This window comes from Corynebacterium minutissimum (assembly GCF_016889765.1).
GTDB classification, from domain to species: domain Bacteria; phylum Actinomycetota; class Actinomycetes; order Mycobacteriales; family Mycobacteriaceae; genus Corynebacterium; species Corynebacterium minutissimum_B.
The window spans coordinates 2,240,864-2,263,819 of record NZ_CP069533.1 but is presented as its reverse complement, the minus strand read 5'-3'; the positions used below and the strand labels follow the sequence as shown (position 1 = coordinate 2,263,819).

The following is a 22,956-nucleotide window of genomic DNA, read 5'->3' as shown; positions in this document are numbered from 1 at the left end:
CCCTTCTATCCCCATGGGTCAGCTACGAGCTGGCACCACTCCAGTTGCATCCCAGACGGCAGCGACCAGCTCGCACTATCCCCGCGCTCCACGCCCTCGGGGTATACCTTGTCCTCGCGCAGCACCATCGGGTCAGTGTCAATAACCTCTGGCATGTAGCCAGTCAGGTATGAGGTGGCGCCGGATGGGTATGTGAGTGTTCCGGTTCGCCCGTTTCGTCGGATTTTGGGGTATATAACACCATCGCCCGTATTCGTAACTGTGACGCTTCCCCTCTCGAGGAACGCCACCGACCTAGCCAGCCCGCGCGAGTTGAATACCGGAACCTCTAACTGCATCGACAAACGACGACTCGGTTCCACATCGACACCAGGCAGCACGCCTCCCAGCACCGCGTCAACAAAATACGTACCCCGCGCACCCTCAATCCTGAAAACACACGGGGCCGCATCCCTCGCAGCCACAGTCTTCAACCACGCACGCCGAAACGACCAATACAACGCCTCCATCTCCTCATGGCTATCAGCCACGAGATGAAACTCAATCGTGGTATCCATCGACTTAAACCGACGCTTGCCGGGTACTACCCCAGAGCGCGCAGGCACCGCCAGGTCAGACCTCTCAGCCTCACCGGTCAGCGACACCAACGCGCCCACCGGGGCCAGCACCTTCGACGTATGCACCGACCCAGTCAGCAGATACTCCTCGCCAGTACCCGTAACCAACGTCACTTCCATCAGCGAAGCTCCTTCCTACGAGCATTAGCCAGCAACGACGACGAGATACGAGTCTTCACACTCGCATTCGTCCCAGACGTAACATCCGCCAGCAGGCGATCCACCTGGTCGGCTGTGTACATCTCATCCCCGCGCATCACCACCGTCGTCTCACGACGAACCTGGTCATGCGCACTCGCGTAGCGCGGGTCCATCTTCCACCGCACACCCAAAGACTCCGCCGAAGCCTGATTAGCACGCGCCACAGCCAAATACTCGCCGCGCACCTTCTCATTACCCTCAGCAAACGCAGCCGAAGAAGCCTCCAGGCCACGGATCGCGTAATCCAAGCCCTTAATCTGCTCCTTCAGCGGCTGCGTCTTCTCAAAGTGATCCACCTCAGCACGGAAATCCTCAGACGCGCGGTCAATGTCGCGCTTCTGGTCACGAATATCCCAGATCGGTTTCATCGTTTCCTGCACCTTCAGTGCAGTTTCCGCAGCCACCAACTCTGGCATCTCGCTTCGCAGCACCGACATAGGGTCACCACCACGGAACGACGTGCGGGACATCTTCTTGAGAGTGCTATCGAATCGGCCCTCATCAATACTGATGTTCGTTTCACGTGCTACCGCATCCAGCGCGGCGCGCAGGGACTCCTGGCGTGCCAGCTGTCCTCGGTACTCCGTGGCGTGAGACCCAGACGCGCCCAGCTTGTAGCCCCAGCGACCGAAAACATTGTTATCCAGGTTCTTCTGGTTCTCGGCCATCTCGGCCATGAGCTTGGCAATCTGGGCCTGGCCGGTAGCACCCTCCAAGTCCATGCCGGAAATGCGGGCGGCCATCTTAATCACGCGCTCCTGCGCAGTAATCAAATCAGCCTGAGTGCGGGCGTTCTGCCGTACACGCTCCGCCAGCTCATACTCAGCCTCCAGCTGAGATAGCTTAGCGTTGAGTTCCTTCTGGAAAGCCTCCGCACGCGCCTTCTCATACGTGAACAGGGCGGACAGAGCAGCATCCGACCATTGGGCCAGCACGCCGCGCCCCACCTGCGCCTGAAACGCGTTGTAAGAGTCCCAGTCCTCGTGCAGTCCCATCATCTTGAGTTGGGCGATTTTCGCGCCCTTCTCAATCTCACCGTCGAGCTTCATACGGGCCTGCGCAATCGCCAACATGCCCTCAGCTTCCGCCACCATACGGTCGCGGTTAGCAATCTCCAGGTTGAACGCGGCCACACGCTGCTCGTTCAGCCCGCGCACCAGCTGCTGCTGCAGCTCAGCCACATTAGCCTGCAGCTGCAAGTTGAGCTCAGCGTAATCAGCAACAACCTGCAGACCATCGGCCAAGGTCTTCACCGCGGCGATGCGCGCATCCTGAATCCTGTGAATCAAATCCACAATCGCACCCACGATGGACTTGATGATGCCGATGCCGACCTTGAGCATGTCCATTGCCATACCCAGGGTCAGGCCAGTCGGGCCAGCCAGGCCGGCAATGCTGGCGAGCTTGCCCACCACCATGTCCAGCCCGGCACCAACAGCACCGGCCGGGGCGCCCATGCCGACAAGCTTGGAGGCCAGGGCCTCCGCCTGCGGAATGAGACTCTCAATCTGCTGCTGCGAGATGAGAACAACGTTGTCGAGGTCTTCGGCCTGCTTACGGCGAGCTGTCGCCAGCTCCTGCTCCGCCTTAGAAACCTCCTCGTTAGCCTTTTTCACCTCCTCAGCATGCTTTTTCGCATTCTCTTCAGAATGCTCATCAATATCCTCACGAACTCGCTTCAGCTTCTCCTCAGCATCCGCAACCTTGTCAGCGGCCTTAGCACGCTTCTCATCCGAATCAGCTTCAGCCTGCTTAGCCTTAGCCTCATCAACAGCCTTTTGCGCGTCATCTAGCTTGCGCTTATCTGACTTAGACATTCCCTCAGGCCCAGACATGAGATCGGATGCAGCCTTTCGTGCCTCCTCCAGCGCCTTTTCCTTCTCGACGATGGTGTCAAGGTTCTTAGTGGCGCGGGCGCGAGAATCCCACAGTGCTTCCTCACCATCAAGAACCGTCTTGATGACGTCACTCCCCGGCAAATCCAAGCCAAGGTCCAGCATGCGGCGCACACCCTGACGGGCATTAATGCCCTCAATGCTGTTGTAATCACCGGCCTTAGCCATCCACGCCTGCGCATTGTCAGCAAACCGAGCGAACACCTCAGTCTGCTGCTTCAGCTGTGGAACCAGGCGCCCGAGCTCGCGCACGACATCACCCATGGACGCACCAGAACGGATCATCTGAGCGACCATCTTCCACTGGTCGAAGTTGAGCACCGGCTCTGGCTTGCCGGAGAGGTTCACAGCAGACTTGCCGTGCTCCAGCCAACCTCCCTGGTCAAACAGCTTCGGCAAATCGATAACACCGCCCAAGGCATAACCGCCTCGGGTTGGCCACACATTAGATGGCCCACCATACTTGGTTTTCGTCCACAAAAGAGCCGCGGTCATGTTAGTGACTGGGTCCATGCGGTTATCTGGCAAGCCCTCGAAGGCCTCCGGGTACTTGTTGCGCATGCCCCGGTATGTCGGTTCGATGACCTGCAGCAGACCGCCCGACGGGGTACCCTTCACCGCGTTGTCGTCCCAGTTGTTGACCGCATTCGGGTCGCCGTTTGACTCGATAGCAATCTGCTCCAGCATGGCCTGCAGCGCAGAGTTATCGTAGCCAGCTCGGCGAAGCGCCTCAGTAGCAGCCGGAGCCCACTCCTGGACGTTACGAGCACCGCCACCAGTAAAAGCAGACTTGAGCTTGTCGGCCTTTTCCTTAATGAAGTTCCAGGCAGACTCAGCCATCGTTTTGAGGTACGCGCCGGGCAGCTTGCCCCAATCACCGAAGTTGTCAGCCCCCGGAAAACTACCGATCTTCTTGATTGCCGAGTCCCATAGAGATTTAACCATCGAAACTGGGTTATAAGAGGTGCCGCCAGGCACGTCGTCCAGGACAATGTCGTCACCATCGAAGCGGAGCGGAGAGTTTGTACCCCAGTGGACGTGATTACCATGCTGGGAATTAGTCCCTGCACCATAGTCAAAAGGAGCACCATTCAGAAGGTTCTGCCAACCGTCCAGCGGGTGGTGAATCAGCTGGGTGGTGTTCGGGAAATTCTTGTGAATCGCCCTAGCCAGCGCCTTCGACGCAGGGGTAGGCATCTGCGTCGCATACTGACCATCCGACGCCTGCCAGTCGGTTGCTGCTGCACGAGAGAAATCATGCATCGAGCCCGGCTCGCTACGGGACGCCGAGGTCAGCGTAAACAGCCCAGGAAAGAATCGGGACACGAACTTCGCATGCGACTGCTGGATAGCAGACAGAGCGCCAGCAATATTGGTGAACCCGCCCTTGGCGAAATTGCCCAGGTCTATAACGCCACCGCTAGCGAAGTGGGAGTGCTTCAGGCGGTTTCGTACGCCCTCCACGCCGCCCTGCCGGGCAGCGGCGTTCACGTTGTCCAGCCAGTCCTTGCCGAGGGCGCGGGTCGCCTCCGGGCGCAGGATGCCTTCACCACCAGACAGTCCGATGCGCATACCGGTGCGCGGCTCGATGAAGGTGTACGGGTCACGCCCAGGGGTGTAGCCGGGCAGAATACCGCCGGTCGCGAACTTAATTTCCTTCAGCTTATCCAGGCCGACGAGGCCCGCGACCGCGTTCCACGCCTTGCGAATGCCGCTGTTGTAGACGACGTCCACCACGAACTGAACCGGGGCCTTGGTCTTTTCTTTGATGCCATCCCAAATCTGACCAATGGCATCCACAGCGGTGGAGAACCAGCCTTTAACCGTGTCAAGACCGCTCTTTAATGGACTGAAGACATTCTCATCAATCCATACCCAACCATCGCGTAGACGGTCTGCCATCCACTGCCACTTATCAGCAATCCATCCAGCTACGGCGAGGACGGCATCCCACATAAGGTGGAAACCCTGAATCTGACGCTGGATGACATTCTCATCCAACCAGTTCCACACATTCAACAGGACGCCGTATAGCCAGTTCCACTTGTCAGAAATCCAGCCGGCGACTGCAGATACCGCGTCCCAGAGTCGGTTAAAACCATCAACCATGAGCTGAATGACGTTGTCGTAAATCCAGCTCCACACGGTGGACAGTGTTTCAGACAGCCAGGTCCACTTCTCACCAATCCAACCAATAACGGACTGAATAGCCGGCCAAAGTACGTTCTGAAAGAGATCCACCATGGGGTTGAGAACATTGTTCTGAATCCAACCCCATACCTCGGAGAACTTCTCCGACACCCACTGCCAGCCGTCAACCAACGCCGCGGTGAACTTCTCCCAAAGCTCACGCCCCGTCTCCGTCTTAGTGAAAAACCACACAAGACCAGCAGCTAAAGCAGCAATCGCCGTTACAACAATGCCAATAACATTGGCCTTCATCGCAAGGTTCATGCCTTCCTGGGCAGCCTTAGCGAGCTTAAGCGCCGTGGTCACGGCAGTCATACCGAGCGCCCACGCCTTCCACAAGCCAATCGCAGTACCCACTGCAGCAAGCAAGGGGACCAAGTAGTCCTTATTCTTGAGTATCCACTCACCAAGCGAGGTGAGCTTACCGACAACATCCTCAAGCACCGGGCCGAGCTGCTCCGCAAAAGACGCCGCCAACGGCATGACCTTATCAATGACCAGCTGCATCGCGGGAGCAATAGAGTCAAAAATCTTAGACGCCACCGGCTCCAAAGCAGCCAGCGCATTCAGCTTGAATTGATCCCACTTCTCCGCAAAACTGGCAGTTTCCTCTGCAACACCATTAATCGTGTCCGATGTCGCACCAGTCGCCGCCATGAAATCGTCTACCGACAGCGTGCCGGTCTTAACGGCATCCACAAATTGCGCAGCTCCACGAGTGCCGAAGATATTTGAGGCCATATCAATCGCAGCTGCTTCGTCACCCGCGTTGATAAGCTCCTCGATACTGCCAATCGTTTCTTTCAACGCCTCCGGCGCATCACGCCCCTCGGAAGCAAACTCCGCGAGAGCGCGCTGCATCGACTGCAACGTCTTATCCGCATCAAGACCAGCTTTATCCATCTGTCCGACCAGGGCAGCCGAATCAGCCATGTCGAAGCCAAAGCCACGCAACGACGGGCCGGCCTTCACCGCGGAGTTTGCAAGCTCAGACACCGACAAACCCGTAGCCTGCGACACCTGGAACATTTTGTCCAGCATGGCCGGCATATCCTCAGCCTCCACGCCAAAGCCGTTCATAGCCTGAGACAACGAGTTAATATCCGCGTCGACGCCCAGCTCCTGCAGCTGCATCATCGACCGCGTCATATCCTCGAGCGGCTTACCGGTCAGCCCTAGGCGAGTATTCAAATCCGCGGCGGTCGAGCCAATAGCCTCGAAGTCTCCACCAACGCCTACAGATTCTTTCGCGACGTTGCGAATGTTTTCCTTGAGCGCCTCGAATGCTTCACCCGTGGCACCAGTGCCAGCGCGCACCGTGTCCCACGTGTTGTCGAAAGTCGTTCCGACCTTGACAAGGCCCGCAAGCCCACCGGCCACAGCACCGGCCGCGGCAGCCATGCCGGTCTTTAGCTTGGCGCCAATATCGTGAAACGAGGTTCCCGCTTCATCAGCTGCGGCCTTCGCCTTATCCATCTCTTTGCGCAAACCGCCCAGAACACCCTTATGACGGTCTTCCTCATCCTTTGCAGACTTCTGCGCATCCTCAAGCTTGCCGACTGTTTTTGCGTAGTCCTCGGCCTGGTCTTTGGCTTTCTTCTGCGCATCGGTAGAGTCCTGCTCCGCCTTCTTCGCCTTAATCGTCGCTTCAGTGACCTTTGCCTTGGCATCCTCGAGCTTAGAGAGCTCTTTTGAGCCGGACTCCCCCTTGGCTAACGCTTTCTGGTAGTCCTCTTCCGCGGCTTTCTGCTTAGCGATGGCCGCCTGCACCTTCCGGCGGGCCACCTCCTCCTTGCCAGCGGCATCCTCCGCAGCCTTACCAAGGGAATCGACCTTTTTCTTAGATGCGGCAGCCTGTCGTTCCAGAGACTTCACCATGTCATCCGCGGTCTTCTGTACCGCATCCGCAGCCTTTTTAGACCCCGCGGTCATGGGCTTCACCATGCCCTTTTCAATGCGTTGGGTAATCCCATCAAAAACGGGGACGAATGGGACGGATACCCAGCCCAGAGCATTATCTGACATTGTGAAAATCTCCTTTTGTATTAATCCCCTGCTGTTAAGCCACGCGCTGTCATGCGCTCCATCGCCGCGGCCTTCTGGGCGACCTCCTCGCGGTTCTTCCGAGCCATAAGAAGCGGGTGCGGCTCCCCCGTGAGTGCGCCAAAAATCCCGGCAAGAATGACGGCCTCGGTACTCATCGGGTCGAATTCGCTTTGAGTCTCAGCCCAAAACAGTGAATCCGGACGATGCCGTAGCCCTTCGATGAGCACGGCAAGACGCCTGGTCGACAATTCACCCCTAGGCCAGCTACCTAAATCCAGACTGTAAAACTTTTGTAAGTCAGCTTCGACCAGCTCCAGATGGTCAACGACTCCAAAGAGCACGTCGACTCTTTCACGGTTAATTCCTATCGCCTCGAGCCATGATTCGACTAGGCGCCGCACGTCCCCAGGCCTGGGGAATGCTAATACCCAGGCCATTTTTGCCTTATCAGTCAGGAAATTCAGTTCTATCTCTGCACCGCGGAAAAGCTCGATAGCGGAGTTAAATCCTGCCATAACGGGGTCAGCGACAGCTTCAAGATGGACTGTGCGTCCTGACCCTAGGCGAACATCGAATTTGACGGTGCGTGCCCCCGTCGCATCAAGTTCTAGGGGCAGCACAGGCTAGTCCTCGTGGTCGATGGTGTTGTCTACCGCGCCCATAGCCTCGCCATAGGCGGTGGACACCGTCTCATAATCGCGAACCTTTGCGCCCGCGTTCTTGAGCAGGAAACGAGACTTAGCTGTAAGAGCACCGGCGAGGAACACGGCATAGTTGCCGCGCTGCGCGTGCTCGAGCAAGTCGAAATCCATGTCCTCAGTGTTCTTAATGGCTTCTAGGGTGACTTTGTTGCCGTTGGCGAGAGTGACAGGGAACTCGATGGTCTCCACTGTCGTGGCCTCCTGCGCGGTCGTGGTCTTCTCGTCGGTGTTCTCGGCAACTTCCACCTTGTTGCTAGTGGTCTTTCGTGCAGTCATGCGTGGTCCCTCCAATAGGTATGACAAGGTGGTCCCAGATGAATGTTTAAAGGCGTTTTCTTCTCAGGGACCACCCGAAGATGAGAAGAAAACGCCGAGTACTGGTGGCAGGAATCGAACCTGCAGCGGCCCGGCATTCTTGAATCCTTATGGCCAGCGCTCTTCCAATGAGCTACACCAGCAGAGAGCTGGGGACGTCACCCCCAGCAGATTTACCGACGTAACAGTTAGGCCACGGGAATCGTGGTGGAATCAGCGGTCACGGTGAAAGTGCCCGCCGAAACATTTACGCGGCAGGGTCACCAGTATTAGCGCCATCTACCTCGGCCGGCTCACCAGTCTCCGGGTCCTTAAACTCGGTAAGGTCCACACCGTCGACGTCCTTGTCTACATCATCGGTGGCCTTGACGTACACGGTGCCCTTCTCGCCACCCTGCGGGATGAATGCCTCACCAGAGTCGATCTTGGACTCGAGGTCATCGATGTCCTGGAAGATCTTCTTCTCAACCTTCACAACAGAATCCTCCGTAATCAGGTAGTAGTTTTCCTCGAACATGACCTCATCATCACCGTTGACATAGTCAATGTTGAGGGTGTGGGGGGTCGGGTCGTTGCCCTGGTTACGGTCCGGAACAGTGAGATTTGCCTTCTCGCGGGAAACCTTGATTCCCATGATTCCGGACTGGAACTTGTGGACGCGGGCGACATACGCCTGGGCAACCTTGTTGGTGTGCTTGCGGTAGAGCACAGAGTCCTGGTTGACGGTGTCCGGCCACTCGATATAGTCGAGGACCGGGGAACCTGGAATCAGGTCAACGGAGCCGTTGACGTCGCCTGCGGTGTAGGACGTTGAAGACTGTCCACCGGTGAGCGGTGTCTTGTTGGAATCCACGTTTCGCGCTTCGTTCCAGGTGGAATCGTTCGGCTCGAGACCTGCAGAGTGCCAGCCAGGGCCGAAAGTGCCGGTCTGGGTGTCGATTGCGGGGTTCTCCCCGAAGTGCATGAGGACTTCCTTGTCCTCGAGGACTCGAATGTTCAGTCCTGCAGTACGCTTCTTCGCCATTGTTTATACAACCTTTCGTGTGGTGCCACAGCTATAGGAGCATGTGGCGACGTACCCGCCCTTGAGACTGTCTGGGCCAACAATGACCCCAGTCGAACGGGTTCTGGAAATGGAAAGGCCCAGCCCACCCATAGGGCTGAGCAAATATTCGTTGATACTTCGCCCCAGCCGCCGCGCAATGGCAAACGTCGGAGCATGAACAGTCACCCGCACCAAAGTGCGGTCATGCCCGGTATCCCGGGTTTGCGGTGCCCCATCGGCAACCACAACAGCAGCCCCCATCGTCGGGTTCCACCCCTTCGGTAACGAATGCTCACACACCGTCACCTCCGAGGGGATTGCCCGCCGCAGCTGCGCGTACAGCTTTTGGGCCGGGTCCTGTGAGAAAAGGAACCCAGCAATCGAGTCCATCAGGCACCTCCCCTTACGCTCCCGGCTGGTTCATCTGGAATCCCGCCGCATGAATCGCATTCGTGATAGCCCCTAGCCGGGCTTCGAAAGCCACCGCGTAGGGATGGTTAATGAGCAAGACGGCACGCTGACGACCATTACGCCCAGCACCAACTTCGACATTGAACACTTCAGACTGCGAGCCGTGCTTGAAACCCGGCGTGTCCGGTGTCAGCTCTTTCTTGTCGGAAGGCCACGCGGCCCGCACAATCTGCGATGTTTTCTCCGCCGCAGCTTGTGCCTGTTCGACGACCTCCGGCTGCGCCAGCAGCTTCTCAAATGCCCCATCATTCCAATGAAAAGACGGGCGAAAATACTTAGCTTTCGCCATCGTCGGACACCTCCGCCGCGACAGCCGTGAACACAACCTTCGGACGGTGACGCGCCACAATGGGCCGCCTACCCAGCGAGTAGTCAAAGCCACGCGCCTCAACGATGTAGACACGGCCACGAATATCTACCCGCGCCCGGTCCTCTATTACCGTCCCCGGCGGGGCGAATACCTGAAGACGATTTACGTCCGCAGTGAAATAGCCATCATCTGAGACCTCTGAATCTCCGGCAGGGCCGATGACACAATGCTCAACCGTGCCGATAACCTCTCTACCAAGGAGCTTCCCATAATCGGAGTAACGCGGCTCGCCTAGGAGTTTGATTGTCTCGCCATGCTGGTCAGGAAACATCAGCAGATCCTCTCCGGCCAGTAAGCCGGGCGCGGGAACTTACCCCGCGCACCACCTGGCATACACAACCCTAAGTCGAGACGCTGCGCCGGAGTCAACCGGACACCACCCCAACCAACGGAATCAACATCGGCAAATGTGATGGAATCTGACTGCGGGCCCGTCGTAGATGATGCCGACCGCATACCCACATTGGGGCCTACTAGTACAGCTGCAGACACCATCTCACGAATGACGCGACGTACTACCGATTCAAGCCACGGAGTTCGTGCCAACGCCGCATCAAGCGAGCACCCACACTTCTGAAACTCCACCTCGAGATATTCCACCGCATCATCAAGAAGCGCCTTCATGCGGGGACGCTCATCTGCCGACAATGGGCGCGGGAGGCGCGATTCAATCTCGGGAACCGAAATCTCCATGAGCAGGCCTCCTTACTGCGTCGCCGCGATAATCTCCTGCTTCGACAAGCCCTTGACCTCCACGCCCATGGACTTTGCGTACTTACGCCATGCGTCCACCGGTGCCGTCTTTGCAGGACGCTTTACCTCATCTGCAGGTTCATCGTCCACCGGCACCGGGGCGGTCTCCTCAGAAACTGGTTCCACAGGTTCTGGCTCATCGCCAGTATCACTGACGAAGAAGCCACGGGGTGCGAACTCGTCGAAAATGTCCTGGCTCACGTCCATCGTGTAACCCGCTGGCCTGACCGGGTGACCCGGCAGGCGACAGCCTTTAGCCAAGGTCACGCGCACCATTACGACATCAACCCCGTCAGCTTCACAACCGACTTCGGATTATCCACACCGAAGCCACGACGATGAACAGCATCCGAACGGAACGACATATTCGCACCACCGAGCTGAGAATCTCCACGCTCCGGGTAGAAATCAGTGACCTTGCGGTCCTCACGCTGCGCCATGAAACCGGAAATGCCCTCAACGCCAAGGAAAGCCTCACCCTTCGGGACGGTGAAATCCTTAACAACCTGAAGGTTGCCGAACAGCAACGGCTCCGCAGCAATACCGGTAAACAATGGGTTCTCGTGAGCCATGTCGCCGATGTAGAGCTTCTGTACCTCAGCATTGCGCTTAAGCGCAGTCAACGTCATCGGGTTAATCCACAACACATCCGGCTCATACTCAAAGTAATTGCCATTGATGTCCTCGGCGCCCTGGATGAGCTCAATCGCGTCGAGCATGTCAGAAGCCGGGTTGGAGCCTTCCTGGTTCCAGGCAGTAGTGGCAGCAAACGTCTGAATCTTTGCAGCGGACAGTGCCGCGAGAGCATCACGGCCATCCTTACGACGCAAAGTGTTCTGGCGAGATACCATTTCACGCTGGACAGCATCAACGTCGTTATCGTTGCGCTGCTCCCAGGAAACACGGATACCGATACCGTTCTTCGCGAGCTTAAGGGTCTGCAACTCGGCGCCGGTCGGGTCGGAGACCGGGATTTCCCCGAACTCGGCGACGTTCTGAACGTCGTCCTCGAGGAAGTTGGCCTGCGCCTCGTAGTAGCCGACCACGTTCGATGCGGACGGGATAGTGCGGAAGAACAGACGGTGTGCCTCTTCTCCCTCGAAGGACTCACGGAAGATTTCCGGAAGGATAGTGGGGTTGGCGAGCATCTCGTCAACCGTGAGACCGGACATGCGGTCAAATGCAGAATTGATAGTGGTCATTTACGACCCCTCCTTGTGTATGGGTTGACGATTAGCTGTTGGCAATCGGCGTGGTCAAGGTGGTCAGCACGCGGTCACCTTCGCCATCCCAGGCGGCGACACCCACCTGGACGGTGCCTTCAGCAGCAACCTTGCCGTCGGCTGCGGCAAACACCGCGGCGCCGGCCTTGATTGCAGTGGCGTCGCCACCATCGACCTCGAGCTTCACGGACGCCGGGCCAATGTGGACGGCGATGTCCGTCGGCAGTGCATTGTTGTTCGGGTCTGCCTTTTCGGTGACCGCACCAAACACTCCACCGGTTGCAGCAGCATGCTGGACCTTGCCGTCAGCGACGGCGACAAGACGGAACTTCTCGAGCTTCGTAGCGGCCTCGAAGGTAATCGGGCCACTGCGGAAAGTAGGATTCGACATGTTTTCTCCTTATCGGAATGTGGTTACTTGTGGGTGGCCCGGCGTTCTTCGGCACGCTTGTACAGGTCTTCTCGGGTTGGAATGTCAGGCTCTCCGTCGGCGGTGTCATCGACTCCGTAACCCAACTCAGCCCGTGGGATAGTGCCCTTCGGATTGGAGCCGTAAAGGTCACGGGCGGTCTGCGGGTCACGCTTCATCGCAGCCACAGCCTTCGCACGACGAGATGCGGAAATGCGACCATCCTTAACCCATCCATCAACCTCGGCGACAAGCTTGGACTCCTTGTCCTTCTCCATCGCCTTCCAACCGAACTGGGCAGCAGCCTTGAGCTCCGCATAAGTCTCACTGTCGAGAGAGACAGTGTCTCCACCAAGCTCACCCGGGGTACCCGGCGCGGCCGGCTCCACAGATGTCGGCTCGCCCTCATCATCGGCAGCAGCCTTAACCATGACTCCAGTGGTCAGCTCGGTCGGCTCACCCTCACCAGACTGGACGGTGACGGTCAGGGAGACCTGCTCGCCAGGCTCCGAGTTCGGCGCAGTCACGGTAATAACACCGGTATCTTCGGCAACCTCAGCGGACCACCCCTCGGCAACCTCGCCCAGGGCGAACGACAGCCCAGTCGGCACGTCGCCAACCGGGGTGATAGTTGCCTTACCCGTCGGCACGACCTGTGTGCCCTCCGGGTAGGAAATCTCCACTTCGGTGTTGACTTGAACGGTCTCATTAAAAAAGCCGGAGAGTGCGTTCTGCACGTCCTCCGGCGTCTTGCCCAGCTCCTTGGCGAGCTGATTCAAGATACTCATCTTGTCTCCAATCTGCCCATCACTGGGCTTAGATGTCATGTCCCCCGATTCCGACCGGGTGACAGGCGGCGGCGGAGCCGCAGCCCGGTTAGCGAACTTGAAACGACGCTTCGCCAACGACGCCGACGGCGCCGGAGCGGACGACTTCTCCGCCACAATCCCATCTGCCAAGCCTGCCGCCACAGCTTCCTCCGCCGTGTACCAGGTCTCCGCGCTCATCGCGTCCAACCAGTCCTGTACCTCACCACCGGCCTTACCGGCGTAGATGCGGGCAAGCTTGCTGTCCTGCCGCTCCAGGTCTTCCAGCGTCTTGCGCACATCATCCGCGTTGCCGTCGGTAAACGTCCACGCACGATGGATCATGAGCTCCGACGACTCCCGCATGAGTACGCGGTCAGCACCACCGACCGCAATGAACGATGCGGCAGACGCGGCCAGTGATTCCACAATCACCGTGACCTCACCGTCATAGCCCTTAAGGGCGTTCATGATGTCAATGCCTTCGTACACATCACCACCACCAGATGAAATGCGCACCGTTACGTCACCGGAGATTTCGGAGAGTTGAGCCATCACCGACTTCGCAGTAATCGCATTCTCAGGTTCCCAAAAATCTGGCCCAATAGGCCCATACATGAGAATCTCGTTCAAGGGTTACTCCTTAAGCTCTTCAACGTGGCAAGGGCAGAATCAGTAGGAACCTCATCCTGAGAACTCAACGTGACCCCGAATTGCTCCTCGAGTGTTTGCAGGTCCTTCTTCGACTGCAGCGCATCCGTCAACCGTTGCTTCGGAGGAAGCACATAGCGGCGGCGTAGGTCCTCCTCAAGGTCCTTATCCGCCAGGATGAGGCCGGCGTTCTTAAGCTGCGCAAGGTCGCCCGGCTGGATTTCCTTCTTCGACGCAATCGGGTCCAGGGTGATGCGCGGCATCAAACCGTCATGCTCCGGAAACGCCACACGCACCAAGTCCTCCACCACGTGCTGGGTAGCGACATCAGCAATCCACTCGGCGGTGGTCTGCAAAGACTGGATAAACAGGTCAGACTGAGTTTCCGCCAGAGCATAGGAGCCTCCCTTGCCCTCGAGGTTCAGGAAGTGCGCCAACACGCTCTTAGCAATCATGTTGTCGTGATAAGTAATCGCCTCCCGAGGCGACATCACCTGACCACTGACACCAACCAAAGACAGCTTCGCCTTAGCCGGAATCGAAGCACCAGACGACTTACCAGCACGAAAAGACTGAACAATCTTCTGCCCGTTCTTCAAATCCGTATCAGGGTCCAAAGCAAGCTCCGACCCCTCATACACCGGCACACCCATGCTGTTCCGGTCAATGGCATTAAGCTCCATGCGCAAAAGCTCATCGCGCAGCTTCCAGTGCTTATAAGCCGGCCGCAGCACAGACTGCCCAATCCACTGGGAGCCCACATCATCAAAGACATAGCCGACAAGGCGCGAGACTGGAATCTCCACCGACTCCGCATTCTTCACGCCCGCCGCGGCCCGCTGCTTGATTGACGCTAGACCCCCATCAGCCGCAACCTGAATATCAGTAATCGTGCCCGGCCAACGCGGCGCCAACTTCACCAAATGGTCACGACCATCACGCCCCGGCGCATACACCTGCTCAAAGAACATATGCCCAAACTGCAGAGCTCGCAGCGCATCCTCCAGGTGCTTCTCCCACGACACGCGGCCCGTACGCGCCGCCACAGGCTTGTTAGGGTCCTCACCCTTAACCTGCATTCGCAAATCCTCAGCAACCAAGGACACGACCTCATCAGGTGCACCATTCGGCTCCAAGTACCACGTCGCACGACGAATCGGCAGCATCACAGCACGCAACACCGACTTCACCTGCGCGTCCTCACGCCCCATCTTCGCAAACACGCGAGACGACGCCGGGAACCGCAAGGCCCAGTTATCCTCCGCCAATGCAGTATTCGACACCGTGCGCGCAGCCCCCACCTCACGACGAACAATAGGCTCCATCACCACACCTCCTTAAAAATCAATAGCCGCAACACTCGGCACCCCCACCGACTCAACCGGAACAGCTGCACCGACATAACGCTTCTTCTGCTTTACGTCCACTTCCTCCGGGATTGAAAACTCCTGCAGCCCCCACACTGCAAACGCCGCGGCATTCAAGGTGGAAACATTACCCTTATAACGGTCCAGGCTGCGGTAACGCGACGTGGCGCGTTCTTCAGCCACAGCCCACGCCGCCGCCCAACGCGGATCATCATCATGAACAATCCGCCGCTCGGCAATCATCCGCAAGAACAACTCATAGGCCGCAGAAACCTTGCCGCCCGTCAACACCTCCGGCTCCACACCAGAATGCTCAAGCGGGTCAATCAGCGTCGCGACCGGGCCGGAACCATCAAGCACCAACGCCAACGGGTCGTTAGCATCAATCGACGCACACACGGACTCCACAAGAACTTCACGCTCAAACTTCTCATGCGGCGACAAAGACAAAAACACGCGCCCATCGCCTAGCCGCACCGCGGCAACCAACGCCACATTCTCACCATCAGGCGTCGTATCAACCGCAACCACGTTATCCACAGTCACTCCCTCCGGCGCGCCAGCCAACGAGTCCCACACATCCGGATCCACAATCGGCGTGAAATCATCCAAGTCCTTGAGTGTGAACCACTCGCCCCAGCCAAGCGCTTCGACACCGAAGTTGATACGACCTTCCTCCGTGTTCATACGACGCATGATTTTGCGCATCTTCTTCGCATTCGAAATCACACCATACGACGGATTAGCCACCCGCCAAGTCTGCTCATCCTCTGGGTCCATATCCTCCGGAGCCGCATACTCAGACAAGTACACCGGCTCACTCTCATCGAACTCCGTCAGCGCCTGCTCACGCATCGACGAAAGCACACGGCCATTCGCGTGCTGCGGGAAGTCACGGTGCACCGACGAAGACATGAAGAATACCTGCGGGTCGTCCGCCGCCTGGACGAGGAACGCCAGCGCCGCCATCTCCGAGTCCGTCAGATTGTAGGCCTCGTCGTAGATAAGTAGGTCGACCTTGGTCAAACCACGCCCTGCATCCTGAGAGCGGGTAGTAAACACGACGCGCCCGCCGTTAGAGAGGAAGATAGTGCCACGCCCCTGCGAGCACGTCTTCGACGTGACCAGCTTCGACATGAACTTACGACCACGAACAATCTTCCACGTCTGCTCCCACAGATCTTTCGCAGTCTCCCACTGCTGAGCAGTAAACAGCACGTTCTGACCAAGGACAAAGATGCGGTAAAGAACGATGAGCGCGACCAACAGTGACTTGCCGTTCTGACGCGGACAGATAAGCACCGCATCCGAATGCACCCACGTACCATCCTGGTTCGTAGCGTTAATAGCGTTAATTTCGTGACACTGCCACGGAAACGCCGTAAGCCCAACACGCCGAGACAGCTCAATGTTCTTGCGCCCATGCTCATGAATGCCGGGAGCCTCACGGAGATTCAGCGGCGTTTGCTTACCCGACAACGACGGGAAGTCATCACAGGTCGGATAATCCTCCCTCTTCGTCCTCTCCATCGTCGTCGTACTCACTGCGCCTCCTAGCAATCTCCGCAATCAACTGCTTGAACACGGTTTCCGTCTGCCGCTGCTCGCGCAGAACATCCCCTATCTTGAGAACGAACTCGCCCTCCATTTCCGTCGGTAACAGTCGCCCCCATTCACGGTTATCACGCGTAGAGATGCGGTGTAGACGGTCGAGGCGGTCTTTGACGCGGCATGATTCCACGACCAGGGCGGTAACGTCTGCGGGGTCTCGCGGGTCGTTCATGTGCTCCCAGAGGTCACGTCCGCCGCGCTCGAATGTCTCCATTTCGTAGAGGTGTTCCAAATGCTCTAATTCGTTGGCTTCCCCCATCATCCCAACCTCCATTAACGCTGGTCAGTGAAACTTTTGGGCCGAGTGTAAAAAATCCTCGTGCTCGGCGTCATGAGGGTAGGGGCACGCTGGGGATACGGCCTAAGATTCTGGCCACCCGGTCTATTTCCAGACGAATGCCGCGGCGACGCCGCTCTGCTGGGGACGGGGCGGTGCCTGCTGGCCTGTCTGTGGGGCTAGCGGCTCCGATGGGTGCTTTCCAGTCAACGCTGGTCTGCGCTTGTCATAGCGTCCATCCTGGCGCTGTGAATTACACCGACCATGCAGTAGCCGGTCAGGCTTCTCACCGTTTTTCGCGCCGTGCGGGTTGGAGTGGTCTGCAGCAAGCGCCCAGCCGTCCCAATTCCTCTTTTTGTCTTTGTGCATCGGTAGTCCGCACCACCAGCATGGCGATCCGTCTTTTAGTGCGATGAGTAGGCGTTTTCGCGGCAGGTCGTGGTCATGGTAGCTGTATCCACGTTCGCGAAAATTGGGTTTCTTCTTGGTGGTGGGGTTTTGATGCGTGGTCGCCTTGTCGTGTGTGTCGTACCATTTGGCGGCTGCGATGAGTGAGCCTTTGGGCCGCTCTTGCTTGCAGCGTTTCATGACCACGTCTTTACCTGGGTTGATTTCGTGGATGGTCGCGCCCAGGTCGCGGTAGTTGCCCAGCTGCTTAGGCGTGGGCTTGGTGTGGATAAGCCACACAGTGGCGTCCTGTTTGATTGCGGCGTCTATAGCTGCTTGCCGTGCTGCTTTAGCCACGGTGAGGATGTGCGCCGCGTGCTCATGGTTGCCCATGTCTTCACCTGCGAGAGTATTGGCGAAGTGGTCTAGGTCGATGCGGATATCGCCAGGCTTCGCATGCTCGGCAACGTAGGTGGTCTTGCCTGCCGCCGGCGGGCCAGTGATGACGATGAGAGCCATGGTCACCTCCCCTACTTCTTTGTGTCTTACTCCAGTCGTGAGCTGGCGGCCTGCGCCCCTCGGGTGTTGCTCGAAACCACTCAACTCTTGCAATGGGGATGAGGGGTGGCGGTAAGACCTATGTAAAACGACAAAAACCCCAGCGCTTGCCGGGGGTCTTTCGTTAGCGCTAGCGTAGCATGTCATTCTTGGCCTGTGTCAAGTTGTGGGCCATATTTGTCAACTAGATGCCGCTTCACCCTCGCACTCCGCAGCAGCGCGTCAGCCTGGTCAGTCGGGTTAACCCAGCGGTTCATCTTCCGCGCCTGGTCCTCAAGCTCCTGCAATAAGTCCGCCGCCCAGTCCAGTTCGGACAGTGGCTGCGCATGCCAGGCGATGAGACCGCATAGGCGTGGTGCAGTGAAGTCAGATTCTTGGATGCGCACGTTGATGCCGTCGGTACCGAAGGCGTTGAGGCAGAGCTCGCGGAGGTTCTGCTCCATCTCCACGTATCGGTGCACCCATAGCCAGTTACCAGGCGACTTCGGCCCCAGCCCTTTGATGCTGTTTCTGGTCTTGACCTCCGGCGGGTTAGGTGTGGTGTCTTTCAGTCCGTGCATTTCGATGTAGAGCTCTGCAAGCTCGCGGGCGGTATCACGTAGGTGGAATTCGTCTACTTGTTTCATGCTGCCTCCTCGAGTTGGGCCTTAACGGCTGTAATGAGTGCTTGCTGCGTGGTGTCTTTACGGGTAAGTGCCTGGTGAACGGTTTGGTCGATACTGTCAGCGGTGTCGATATGGATGATGCTGACGGGCTCAGTTTGTCCCTGCCGATGCAAGCGGGCGTTGGCTTGCTCGTAGAGCTCCAGTGACCATGGAGTGGTGTACCAAACCATGATGTGGCCCCCGTCTTGAAGGTTGAGGCCATGGCCCGCGGATGCGGGGTGGATGAGGGCGACGGGGACGAGGCCTGCGTTCCAGCACTCAAAGTCCCGCTGGGTGTCGAGTACGCGCGCGCCCGGGATGGAGTTGAGGATGCGGTCGCGCTCGTGCTTGAACCAGTAACAGACGAGTATCGGGTTGCCCTGGGCTTGGTCAACGAGTTCGGCTAGTGCCTGGATCTTCTCATTATGGATGGTGATGTAGTCATTACCTTCTTCGTTGTAGATGGCGCCGCCGGCGAGCTGCTGCAGCTTCAGTGACAGGGTGGCAGCGTTGGCTGCGTCGATGGTGTCGTCGTCGAGGTCCAGGACGAGGTCACGTTTGAGGGTGTCGATGTGCTTGCGCGCCTTCGCGGGGAGTTGGACGGTTATGTGCTGGTGGGTGGCTTCTGGCAGTTGGAGGTAGTCAGTGGTGCGCATGGAGACGGTGATGTCGGCAATGTTGTCGTAGATTGCTTGGTCTGCGCCGGGGCGTAGGTTCCAGTTGTAGACGACCGCACCGTTGCGCCGGCCGGGGGTGAAGTATTGATCTCGGTAGTGGGTGATGTACTTGCCGAGGCGTTGGCCGTTGTCGATGAGTCGGAATGGTGCCCAGATGTCTAGCAGGCTGTTGGGGGCGGGTGTGCCGGTGAGGCCTACGATGCGTTGTATTTTGGGGCGGACTTTCTTCAAGGCTTTGAAGCGTTTCGCCTGCGGGTTTTTGAACGATGAGAGTTCATCGATGACGACCATGTCGTAGGGCCAGCGGTTACCGTGGTGCTTCACCAACCAGGGAATGTTCTCGCGTCCGATGGTATAGATGTCGGCGCGACGATTGGCGGCGTCTTGTCGTTGCTTTGCGGTACCGATGATGGGGCTGACGGCGAGGCCTTCCAGGTGGTCCCACTTGTGGATTTCTGCGGGCCAAGTGTCGCGGGCGACGCGGATGGGCGCGATGACAAGTACACGCTGGGTTTCGAAACGGTTTCGGATGAGGTCGTTGATGGCGGTGAGGGTGGAGATTGTTTTGCCCATGCCCATTCCTAGAAATATCGCAGACTCTGGGTGGTCGATGATGAACTGGATGGTGTAGCGCTGGTAGTCATGCGGCTTGAATTTCATGGATGAGTTCCTGGATTTGGTTGGGGTGGTCGATGACGCGGACCATGCAGCCAAGCTGAGTGAGGCGTTCCATCTGCCTTACTTGGAGGGGGCGGGGTTTCTTGCCGGGGGCTTTGAGTTCGACGAAGCAGACCTTTCCGGGTGGGAGGATTATGAGCCGGTCTGGCATGCCTGCGTTGTTGGGGCTGGTGAGTTTTGGGGTGATTCCGCCGTGTTTGCGGACCTGGTGGATGAGTGCTTTTTCGACTTCGCGTTCGAGCATTGGTTTCCTGTCTTGCGGTGGTGGGTGGAACAAACGGAACGGCGTTTCTATATAGGTCTTGTATTTAGGGGATATGTACGTATTCCTATACATAACACCCCCCATTTCCTATGGAATGTTTCTAAGTACATTTTTTTGTTCCGTTTGTTCCACCTCTACTGTTCTTGCTGGATAGTGCGGGTTTTCATCCCGGAACAAAGGGTGGAACAAAGTGGAACAATCTCGTCTTTTGTTCCGGGTGGAACAAAGCCGGAACAAAGCAATGTTCCACCCTTTGTTCCACCTTTTTCAGGCCAGAACATTTGTTCCCACTTCTGCGCGTCGGAAGATTCTTTGCTTGCCGTAGATTGGCAGCCTGCGCTGAAACCCGCTGTCTTCCCACCCGTCAATCTGGCGCAAGATAGCGGTGATTTCATGGGAGTCAATCTTGCGCATGTCTTCCGGGTTGCGTCCGAAGCACTCGGCCCAGATTTCGATTTTCGACACGCTGTCGCGCGTGTAGTAGTTGGTGGGCCTCCCTCTGTCTTTTAAGTGCTCTGGGAGGCCTCCGCCGTCGAGCCAGACGCGGCGCACGTTGAGTGGGAGGGCGTCCCAGTTTTCGGGCAGTGTCTTGTTGAGATATTCCTGGACGATGCCGATGCGATCGTCGGCCTCCACTGATTCGGCTTGGATGTGCTCCGCCTGGTGGAGGAGGTCGCCGGTGAGGTAGAGCTTTTCTCCTTGCTGGTCGCGGTAGCGTGCTTCGGCCCAGAGTTGGTCGATGGTGGCCTGGTCTAGGTCGTGTGGTTTGCCGAGCCAGCCTTGGCCGGTGACGTGGACGGGCCACCAGCGGCGGTTACCGGTGGTGTCGCGTAGGAAGCCTTCGTCGGCGTTGGTGGAGCCGACGATGATGCCTTGGCGTGGGTAGGTGATGACGGTGCGGCCGTACGCGGGCCGGTACTTGTCCTCCGTCCGTGAGATGAAGCCTTTGACTGGTTCGGCTTCGGCTTTGCGCATGCCGGCGAGCTCGGAGAGTTCGACGATGAGGTTGCCTTGGAGTTTCTCGGCTGCTGTTTTGTCTTTCATGTCGGTGATGGTCAGTGAGTCGGAGAACCAGGGGTTGGCCATGCGGTTGAAGATGGTGGATTTGCCGGCGCCTTGGGGTCCGACGAGGGTGAGGACTTGGTCGAATTTGCAGCCGGGTTGGAAGGTTCTCCGGTGTGCTGCGACGAAGGTTTTGCGGGTTACGGCGCGGGTGTAGTCGGTGTCGTCGGCGCCGAGGGTGTCGATGAGGAGTGTGTCGAGGCGGGGTGTTTCGTCCCAGGGTGGGAGGTGGTTGAAGTAGTCGCGGACGGGGTGGAATGCGCGTTTGGTGGCGGTTGCGATGAGGGCGTCGTGCATTTTGGTGGGTGAGTAGAGGCCTTGGTAGGTGCGGGCGATTTCTGTTTTGAGCATTGCTTCGTCGTTGTCGGTCCATCCTGGTGTGAGTTGTTCCCATGGGAGGGCTTGGGGGTCTTGGATTTCGAGGCGGTTGGCGTGGGCGTTCCAGGCGATGTGGTTGAGTCGTGGGTCGTGGGTGAGGATGAGTTCGAAGTTTCCGATGGTGTCTTTGAAGCCGCCGTCTTTTTTGGTTTCGAGTTGGGTCAGCCAGGTGGCGGTGTCCTTCTCCCCTGCCTCGGTGGTGTTGTCCCCTGCCTCGGGTGGTGTTGCGTCGTCCTCTTCGCCGCGCGCTTCCTGGTCCTCGGTGATGGGTTGGAAGACGTCTGCGATTTTTGCCGCGGTCGCTTTCGCGTTTTCGGCTTTGGCGCCGGGGTCGTTGTTGACGAAGTCCATCATCGCGGTGTAGCTGGGTTGTTTGTTGGCTGGGGTGCCTGCCGGGGTGTCCGTGTCGAGGTCTCCGTATTTGTGGATGCGGACGAGGTCGAACGCGGAGTGCGAGTGCCCGTCGGCGGCGGGGTCGGTAGCGTGCTGAGAGTAGGCGTAGTGGCCACCGTTGTAGACGATGAGACCATTTGAGGATGAGCCGCCGGTGTAGGTGTAGCGGTCCTTTGTGGTGCCAGGCTTGTAGACGTCCGCGAGGAAGGTTTTGATAGCGCGCGGGATTGGGTGGGCGCGGTTGAATGCGCCGAGCATGCCGGGCTTGTCGCGCGGGTCGTCGAGCTTGGAGGTGCCGAGCATGGCTTTGGCGTCGTCGGGTGTGACGCCGGGCCAGGTGGTGACGTCCTGCCAGGTGTCGTACCGGTCGAGGTAGTCGTCGGGGTTGAGGATGTCCTTTTTGCTGCTGATTTCGACGTGGTAGTCGCCATCTTGCAGGGTGGCGGGCCAGTAGAAGAATCGTTCTGGTTCGAAGGTGGTGGGGTCGAACCACTTCAATCCTGGGTTAATGTCTTGGGCGACTCTGCGGGCGACGGCGCCGTATTCGTCGGCGGTGACGTCGCGGTGGAGCCAGACCCAGATCCGCCAGCGTTGTTCGGTGGTGAGGTGGCTAAGCGTGGTGTGTGCGAGCCAAGCGTACGGCAGGGTGTCGGCCAGGGCGGCAGCGAGGTCGACATCTGTGGGGATGTTGTCGAGGTCGAGGGTGATGAGAGAGCGGGCGAGGATGTGGCCTTTGCGGCGGCGCCCGTGCTTGAGGTGACCACCGACGAAACCACCGACGTCTTTGTGCTTGTCCTTTTCTGCCTTGGCGAGGCTGCGGTACTCGTCTTTGGTGCAGTTGACGATGATGGGCTCATACGCGCGCGCGGTGAGGTCTTGGAGGGAGGTGAGTTGGTTGGTCCAGAGGGAGGAGGTGCGGGTGGTGGCGGTGGCGATTTTGAGCTCGCGGTTTTTCATTGGGGCTTC

General features: G+C 58.1%; 20 protein-coding genes and 1 tRNA gene. 1 reads left to right on the top strand and 20 read right to left on the bottom strand.

Features of this window, described 5'->3' with window-relative positions:
* Positions 1–5: 5 nt before the first annotated feature.
* From I6J26_RS10625 to I6J26_RS10595, 7 genes are all read right to left on the bottom strand, one after another.
* A complete protein-coding gene (locus I6J26_RS10625) occupies positions 6–737 on the bottom strand; it encodes a hypothetical protein (RefSeq protein WP_115021553.1) in 732 nt (243 codons plus the stop codon).
* On the bottom strand, positions 737–6,928 hold the full coding sequence (locus tag I6J26_RS10620; protein WP_115021552.1) for a phage tail tape measure protein: 6,192 nt from the start codon (positions 6,926–6,928) through the stop codon (positions 737–739). The genes I6J26_RS10625 and I6J26_RS10620 overlap by 1 nt, the downstream gene beginning before the upstream one ends.
* A gap of 20 nt (positions 6,929–6,948) precedes the next feature.
* On the bottom strand, positions 6,949–7,464 hold the full coding sequence (locus I6J26_RS10615; protein ID WP_147279320.1) for a hypothetical protein: 516 nt from the start codon (positions 7,462–7,464) through the stop codon (positions 6,949–6,951).
* A gap of 108 nt (positions 7,465–7,572) precedes the next feature.
* Complete coding sequence (locus I6J26_RS10610; RefSeq protein WP_115021550.1) at positions 7,573–7,926, bottom strand: hypothetical protein; 354 nt, start codon at positions 7,924–7,926, stop codon at positions 7,573–7,575.
* Positions 7,927–8,025: 99 nt separating this feature from the next.
* Positions 8,026–8,108 (bottom strand) — tRNA-OTHER (locus I6J26_RS10605).
* A 104-nt stretch (positions 8,109–8,212) separates the two neighbouring features.
* Entirely contained in the window at positions 8,213–8,989 is a 777-nt protein-coding gene (locus tag I6J26_RS10600; RefSeq protein ID WP_115021549.1) for a hypothetical protein, read from the bottom strand.
* Positions 8,990–9,413: 424 nt separating this feature from the next.
* Positions 9,414–9,770, bottom strand: a complete 357-nt coding sequence (locus I6J26_RS10595) for a hypothetical protein (protein WP_115021547.1) — start codon at positions 9,768–9,770, stop codon at positions 9,414–9,416.
* Positions 9,771–9,816: 46 nt separating this feature from the next.
* Between I6J26_RS10595 and I6J26_RS10590 the strand changes: the two genes are divergently transcribed.
* A complete protein-coding gene (locus I6J26_RS10590) occupies positions 9,817–9,984 on the top strand; it encodes a hypothetical protein (protein WP_181815352.1) in 168 nt (55 codons plus the stop codon).
* Between the two features lie 137 nt (positions 9,985–10,121).
* Here I6J26_RS10590 and I6J26_RS10585 read toward each other — a convergent pair whose 3' ends face one another.
* From I6J26_RS10585 to I6J26_RS10525, 13 genes are all read right to left on the bottom strand, one after another.
* Positions 10,122–10,544, bottom strand: a complete 423-nt coding sequence (locus I6J26_RS10585) for a Gp19/Gp15/Gp42 family protein (RefSeq protein ID WP_115021545.1) — start codon at positions 10,542–10,544, stop codon at positions 10,122–10,124.
* 12 nt (positions 10,545–10,556) lie between these two features.
* A complete protein-coding gene (locus I6J26_RS10580) occupies positions 10,557–10,805 on the bottom strand; it encodes a hypothetical protein (protein ID WP_147279319.1) in 249 nt (82 codons plus the stop codon).
* Between the two features lie 74 nt (positions 10,806–10,879).
* A complete protein-coding gene (locus I6J26_RS10575; RefSeq protein WP_115021543.1) occupies positions 10,880–11,806 on the bottom strand; it encodes a hypothetical protein in 927 nt (308 codons plus the stop codon).
* A 31-nt stretch (positions 11,807–11,837) separates the two neighbouring features.
* Positions 11,838–12,218 (bottom strand): hypothetical protein, encoded by a 381-nt coding sequence (locus I6J26_RS10570; RefSeq protein WP_115021542.1) that lies wholly within the window; start codon positions 12,216–12,218, stop codon positions 11,838–11,840.
* 23 nt (positions 12,219–12,241) lie between these two features.
* Positions 12,242–13,675 carry a head maturation protease, ClpP-related gene (locus I6J26_RS10565; RefSeq protein WP_115021541.1) on the bottom strand — a complete coding sequence of 478 codons (1,434 nt, stop codon included), beginning with the start codon at positions 13,673–13,675 and terminating at the stop codon, positions 12,242–12,244.
* On the bottom strand, positions 13,672–15,018 hold the full coding sequence (locus tag I6J26_RS10560; protein ID WP_239121782.1) for a phage portal protein family protein: 1,347 nt from the start codon (positions 15,016–15,018) through the stop codon (positions 13,672–13,674). The genes I6J26_RS10565 and I6J26_RS10560 overlap by 4 nt, the downstream gene beginning before the upstream one ends.
* Before the next feature lie 12 nt (positions 15,019–15,030).
* Positions 15,031–16,605 carry a terminase large subunit gene (locus tag I6J26_RS10555; protein ID WP_147279318.1) on the bottom strand — a complete coding sequence of 525 codons (1,575 nt, stop codon included), beginning with the start codon at positions 16,603–16,605 and terminating at the stop codon, positions 15,031–15,033.
* Complete coding sequence (locus I6J26_RS10550) at positions 16,553–16,843, bottom strand: hypothetical protein (RefSeq protein WP_204084463.1); 291 nt, start codon at positions 16,841–16,843, stop codon at positions 16,553–16,555. Before I6J26_RS10550 ends, I6J26_RS10555 begins: the two co-directional genes overlap by 53 nt.
* A 210-nt stretch (positions 16,844–17,053) precedes the next feature.
* Entirely contained in the window at positions 17,054–17,854 is an 801-nt protein-coding gene (locus tag I6J26_RS10545; protein WP_181815350.1) for an AAA family ATPase, read from the bottom strand.
* A gap of 182 nt (positions 17,855–18,036) precedes the next feature.
* The gene (locus tag I6J26_RS10540; RefSeq protein WP_115021538.1) at positions 18,037–18,519 is read right to left on the bottom strand and encodes a hypothetical protein; all 483 of its coding nucleotides are present in this window, start codon (positions 18,517–18,519) and stop codon (positions 18,037–18,039) included.
* On the bottom strand, positions 18,516–19,874 hold the full coding sequence (locus I6J26_RS10535; RefSeq protein ID WP_115021537.1) for a DEAD/DEAH box helicase: 1,359 nt from the start codon (positions 19,872–19,874) through the stop codon (positions 18,516–18,518). The genes I6J26_RS10540 and I6J26_RS10535 overlap by 4 nt, the downstream gene beginning before the upstream one ends.
* Positions 19,855–20,136 (bottom strand): VRR-NUC domain-containing protein, encoded by a 282-nt coding sequence (locus tag I6J26_RS10530; RefSeq protein ID WP_115024270.1) that lies wholly within the window; start codon positions 20,134–20,136, stop codon positions 19,855–19,857. The genes I6J26_RS10535 and I6J26_RS10530 overlap by 20 nt, the downstream gene beginning before the upstream one ends.
* Positions 20,137–20,424: 288 nt before the next feature.
* The gene (locus I6J26_RS10525) at positions 20,425–22,947 is read right to left on the bottom strand and encodes a virulence-associated E family protein (protein WP_115021536.1); all 2,523 of its coding nucleotides are present in this window, start codon (positions 22,945–22,947) and stop codon (positions 20,425–20,427) included.
* Between the last annotated feature and the right edge of the window lie 9 nt (positions 22,948–22,956).

Coding starts and splice junctions, on each gene's coding strand:
- I6J26_RS10625 (WP_115021553.1), bottom strand. CDS start 737: ATGGAAGTGACGTTGGTTACGGGTACTGGCGAGGAGTATCTGCTGACT.
- I6J26_RS10620 (WP_115021552.1), bottom strand. CDS start 6,928: ATGTCAGATAATGCTCTGGGCTGGGTATCCGTCCCATTCGTCCCCGTT.
- I6J26_RS10615 (WP_147279320.1), bottom strand. CDS start 7,464: ATGGCAGGATTTAACTCCGCTATCGAGCTTTTCCGCGGTGCAGAGATA.
- I6J26_RS10610 (WP_115021550.1), bottom strand. CDS start 7,926: ATGACTGCACGAAAGACCACTAGCAACAAGGTGGAAGTTGCCGAGAAC.
- I6J26_RS10600 (WP_115021549.1), bottom strand. CDS start 8,989: ATGGCGAAGAAGCGTACTGCAGGACTGAACATTCGAGTCCTCGAGGAC.
- I6J26_RS10595 (WP_115021547.1), bottom strand. CDS start 9,770: ATGGCGAAAGCTAAGTATTTTCGCCCGTCTTTTCATTGGAATGATGGG.
- I6J26_RS10585 (WP_115021545.1), bottom strand. CDS start 10,544: ATGGAGATTTCGGTTCCCGAGATTGAATCGCGCCTCCCGCGCCCATTG.
- I6J26_RS10575 (WP_115021543.1), bottom strand. CDS start 11,806: ATGACCACTATCAATTCTGCATTTGACCGCATGTCCGGTCTCACGGTT.
- I6J26_RS10570 (WP_115021542.1), bottom strand. CDS start 12,218: ATGTCGAATCCTACTTTCCGCAGTGGCCCGATTACCTTCGAGGCCGCT.
- I6J26_RS10560 (WP_239121782.1), bottom strand. CDS start 15,018: ATGGAGCCTATTGTTCGTCGTGAGGTGGGGGCTGCGCGCACGGTGTCG.
- I6J26_RS10550 (WP_204084463.1), bottom strand. CDS start 16,843: ATGAACGACCCGCGAGACCCCGCAGACGTTACCGCCCTGGTCGTGGAA.
- I6J26_RS10545 (WP_181815350.1), bottom strand. CDS start 17,854: ATGGCTCTCATCGTCATCACTGGCCCGCCGGCGGCAGGCAAGACCACC.
- I6J26_RS10540 (WP_115021538.1), bottom strand. CDS start 18,519: ATGAAACAAGTAGACGAATTCCACCTACGTGATACCGCCCGCGAGCTT.
- I6J26_RS10535 (WP_115021537.1), bottom strand. CDS start 19,874: ATGAAATTCAAGCCGCATGACTACCAGCGCTACACCATCCAGTTCATC.
- I6J26_RS10530 (WP_115024270.1), bottom strand. CDS start 20,136: ATGCTCGAACGCGAAGTCGAAAAAGCACTCATCCACCAGGTCCGCAAA.
- I6J26_RS10525 (WP_115021536.1), bottom strand. CDS start 22,947: ATGAAAAACCGCGAGCTCAAAATCGCCACCGCCACCACCCGCACCTCC.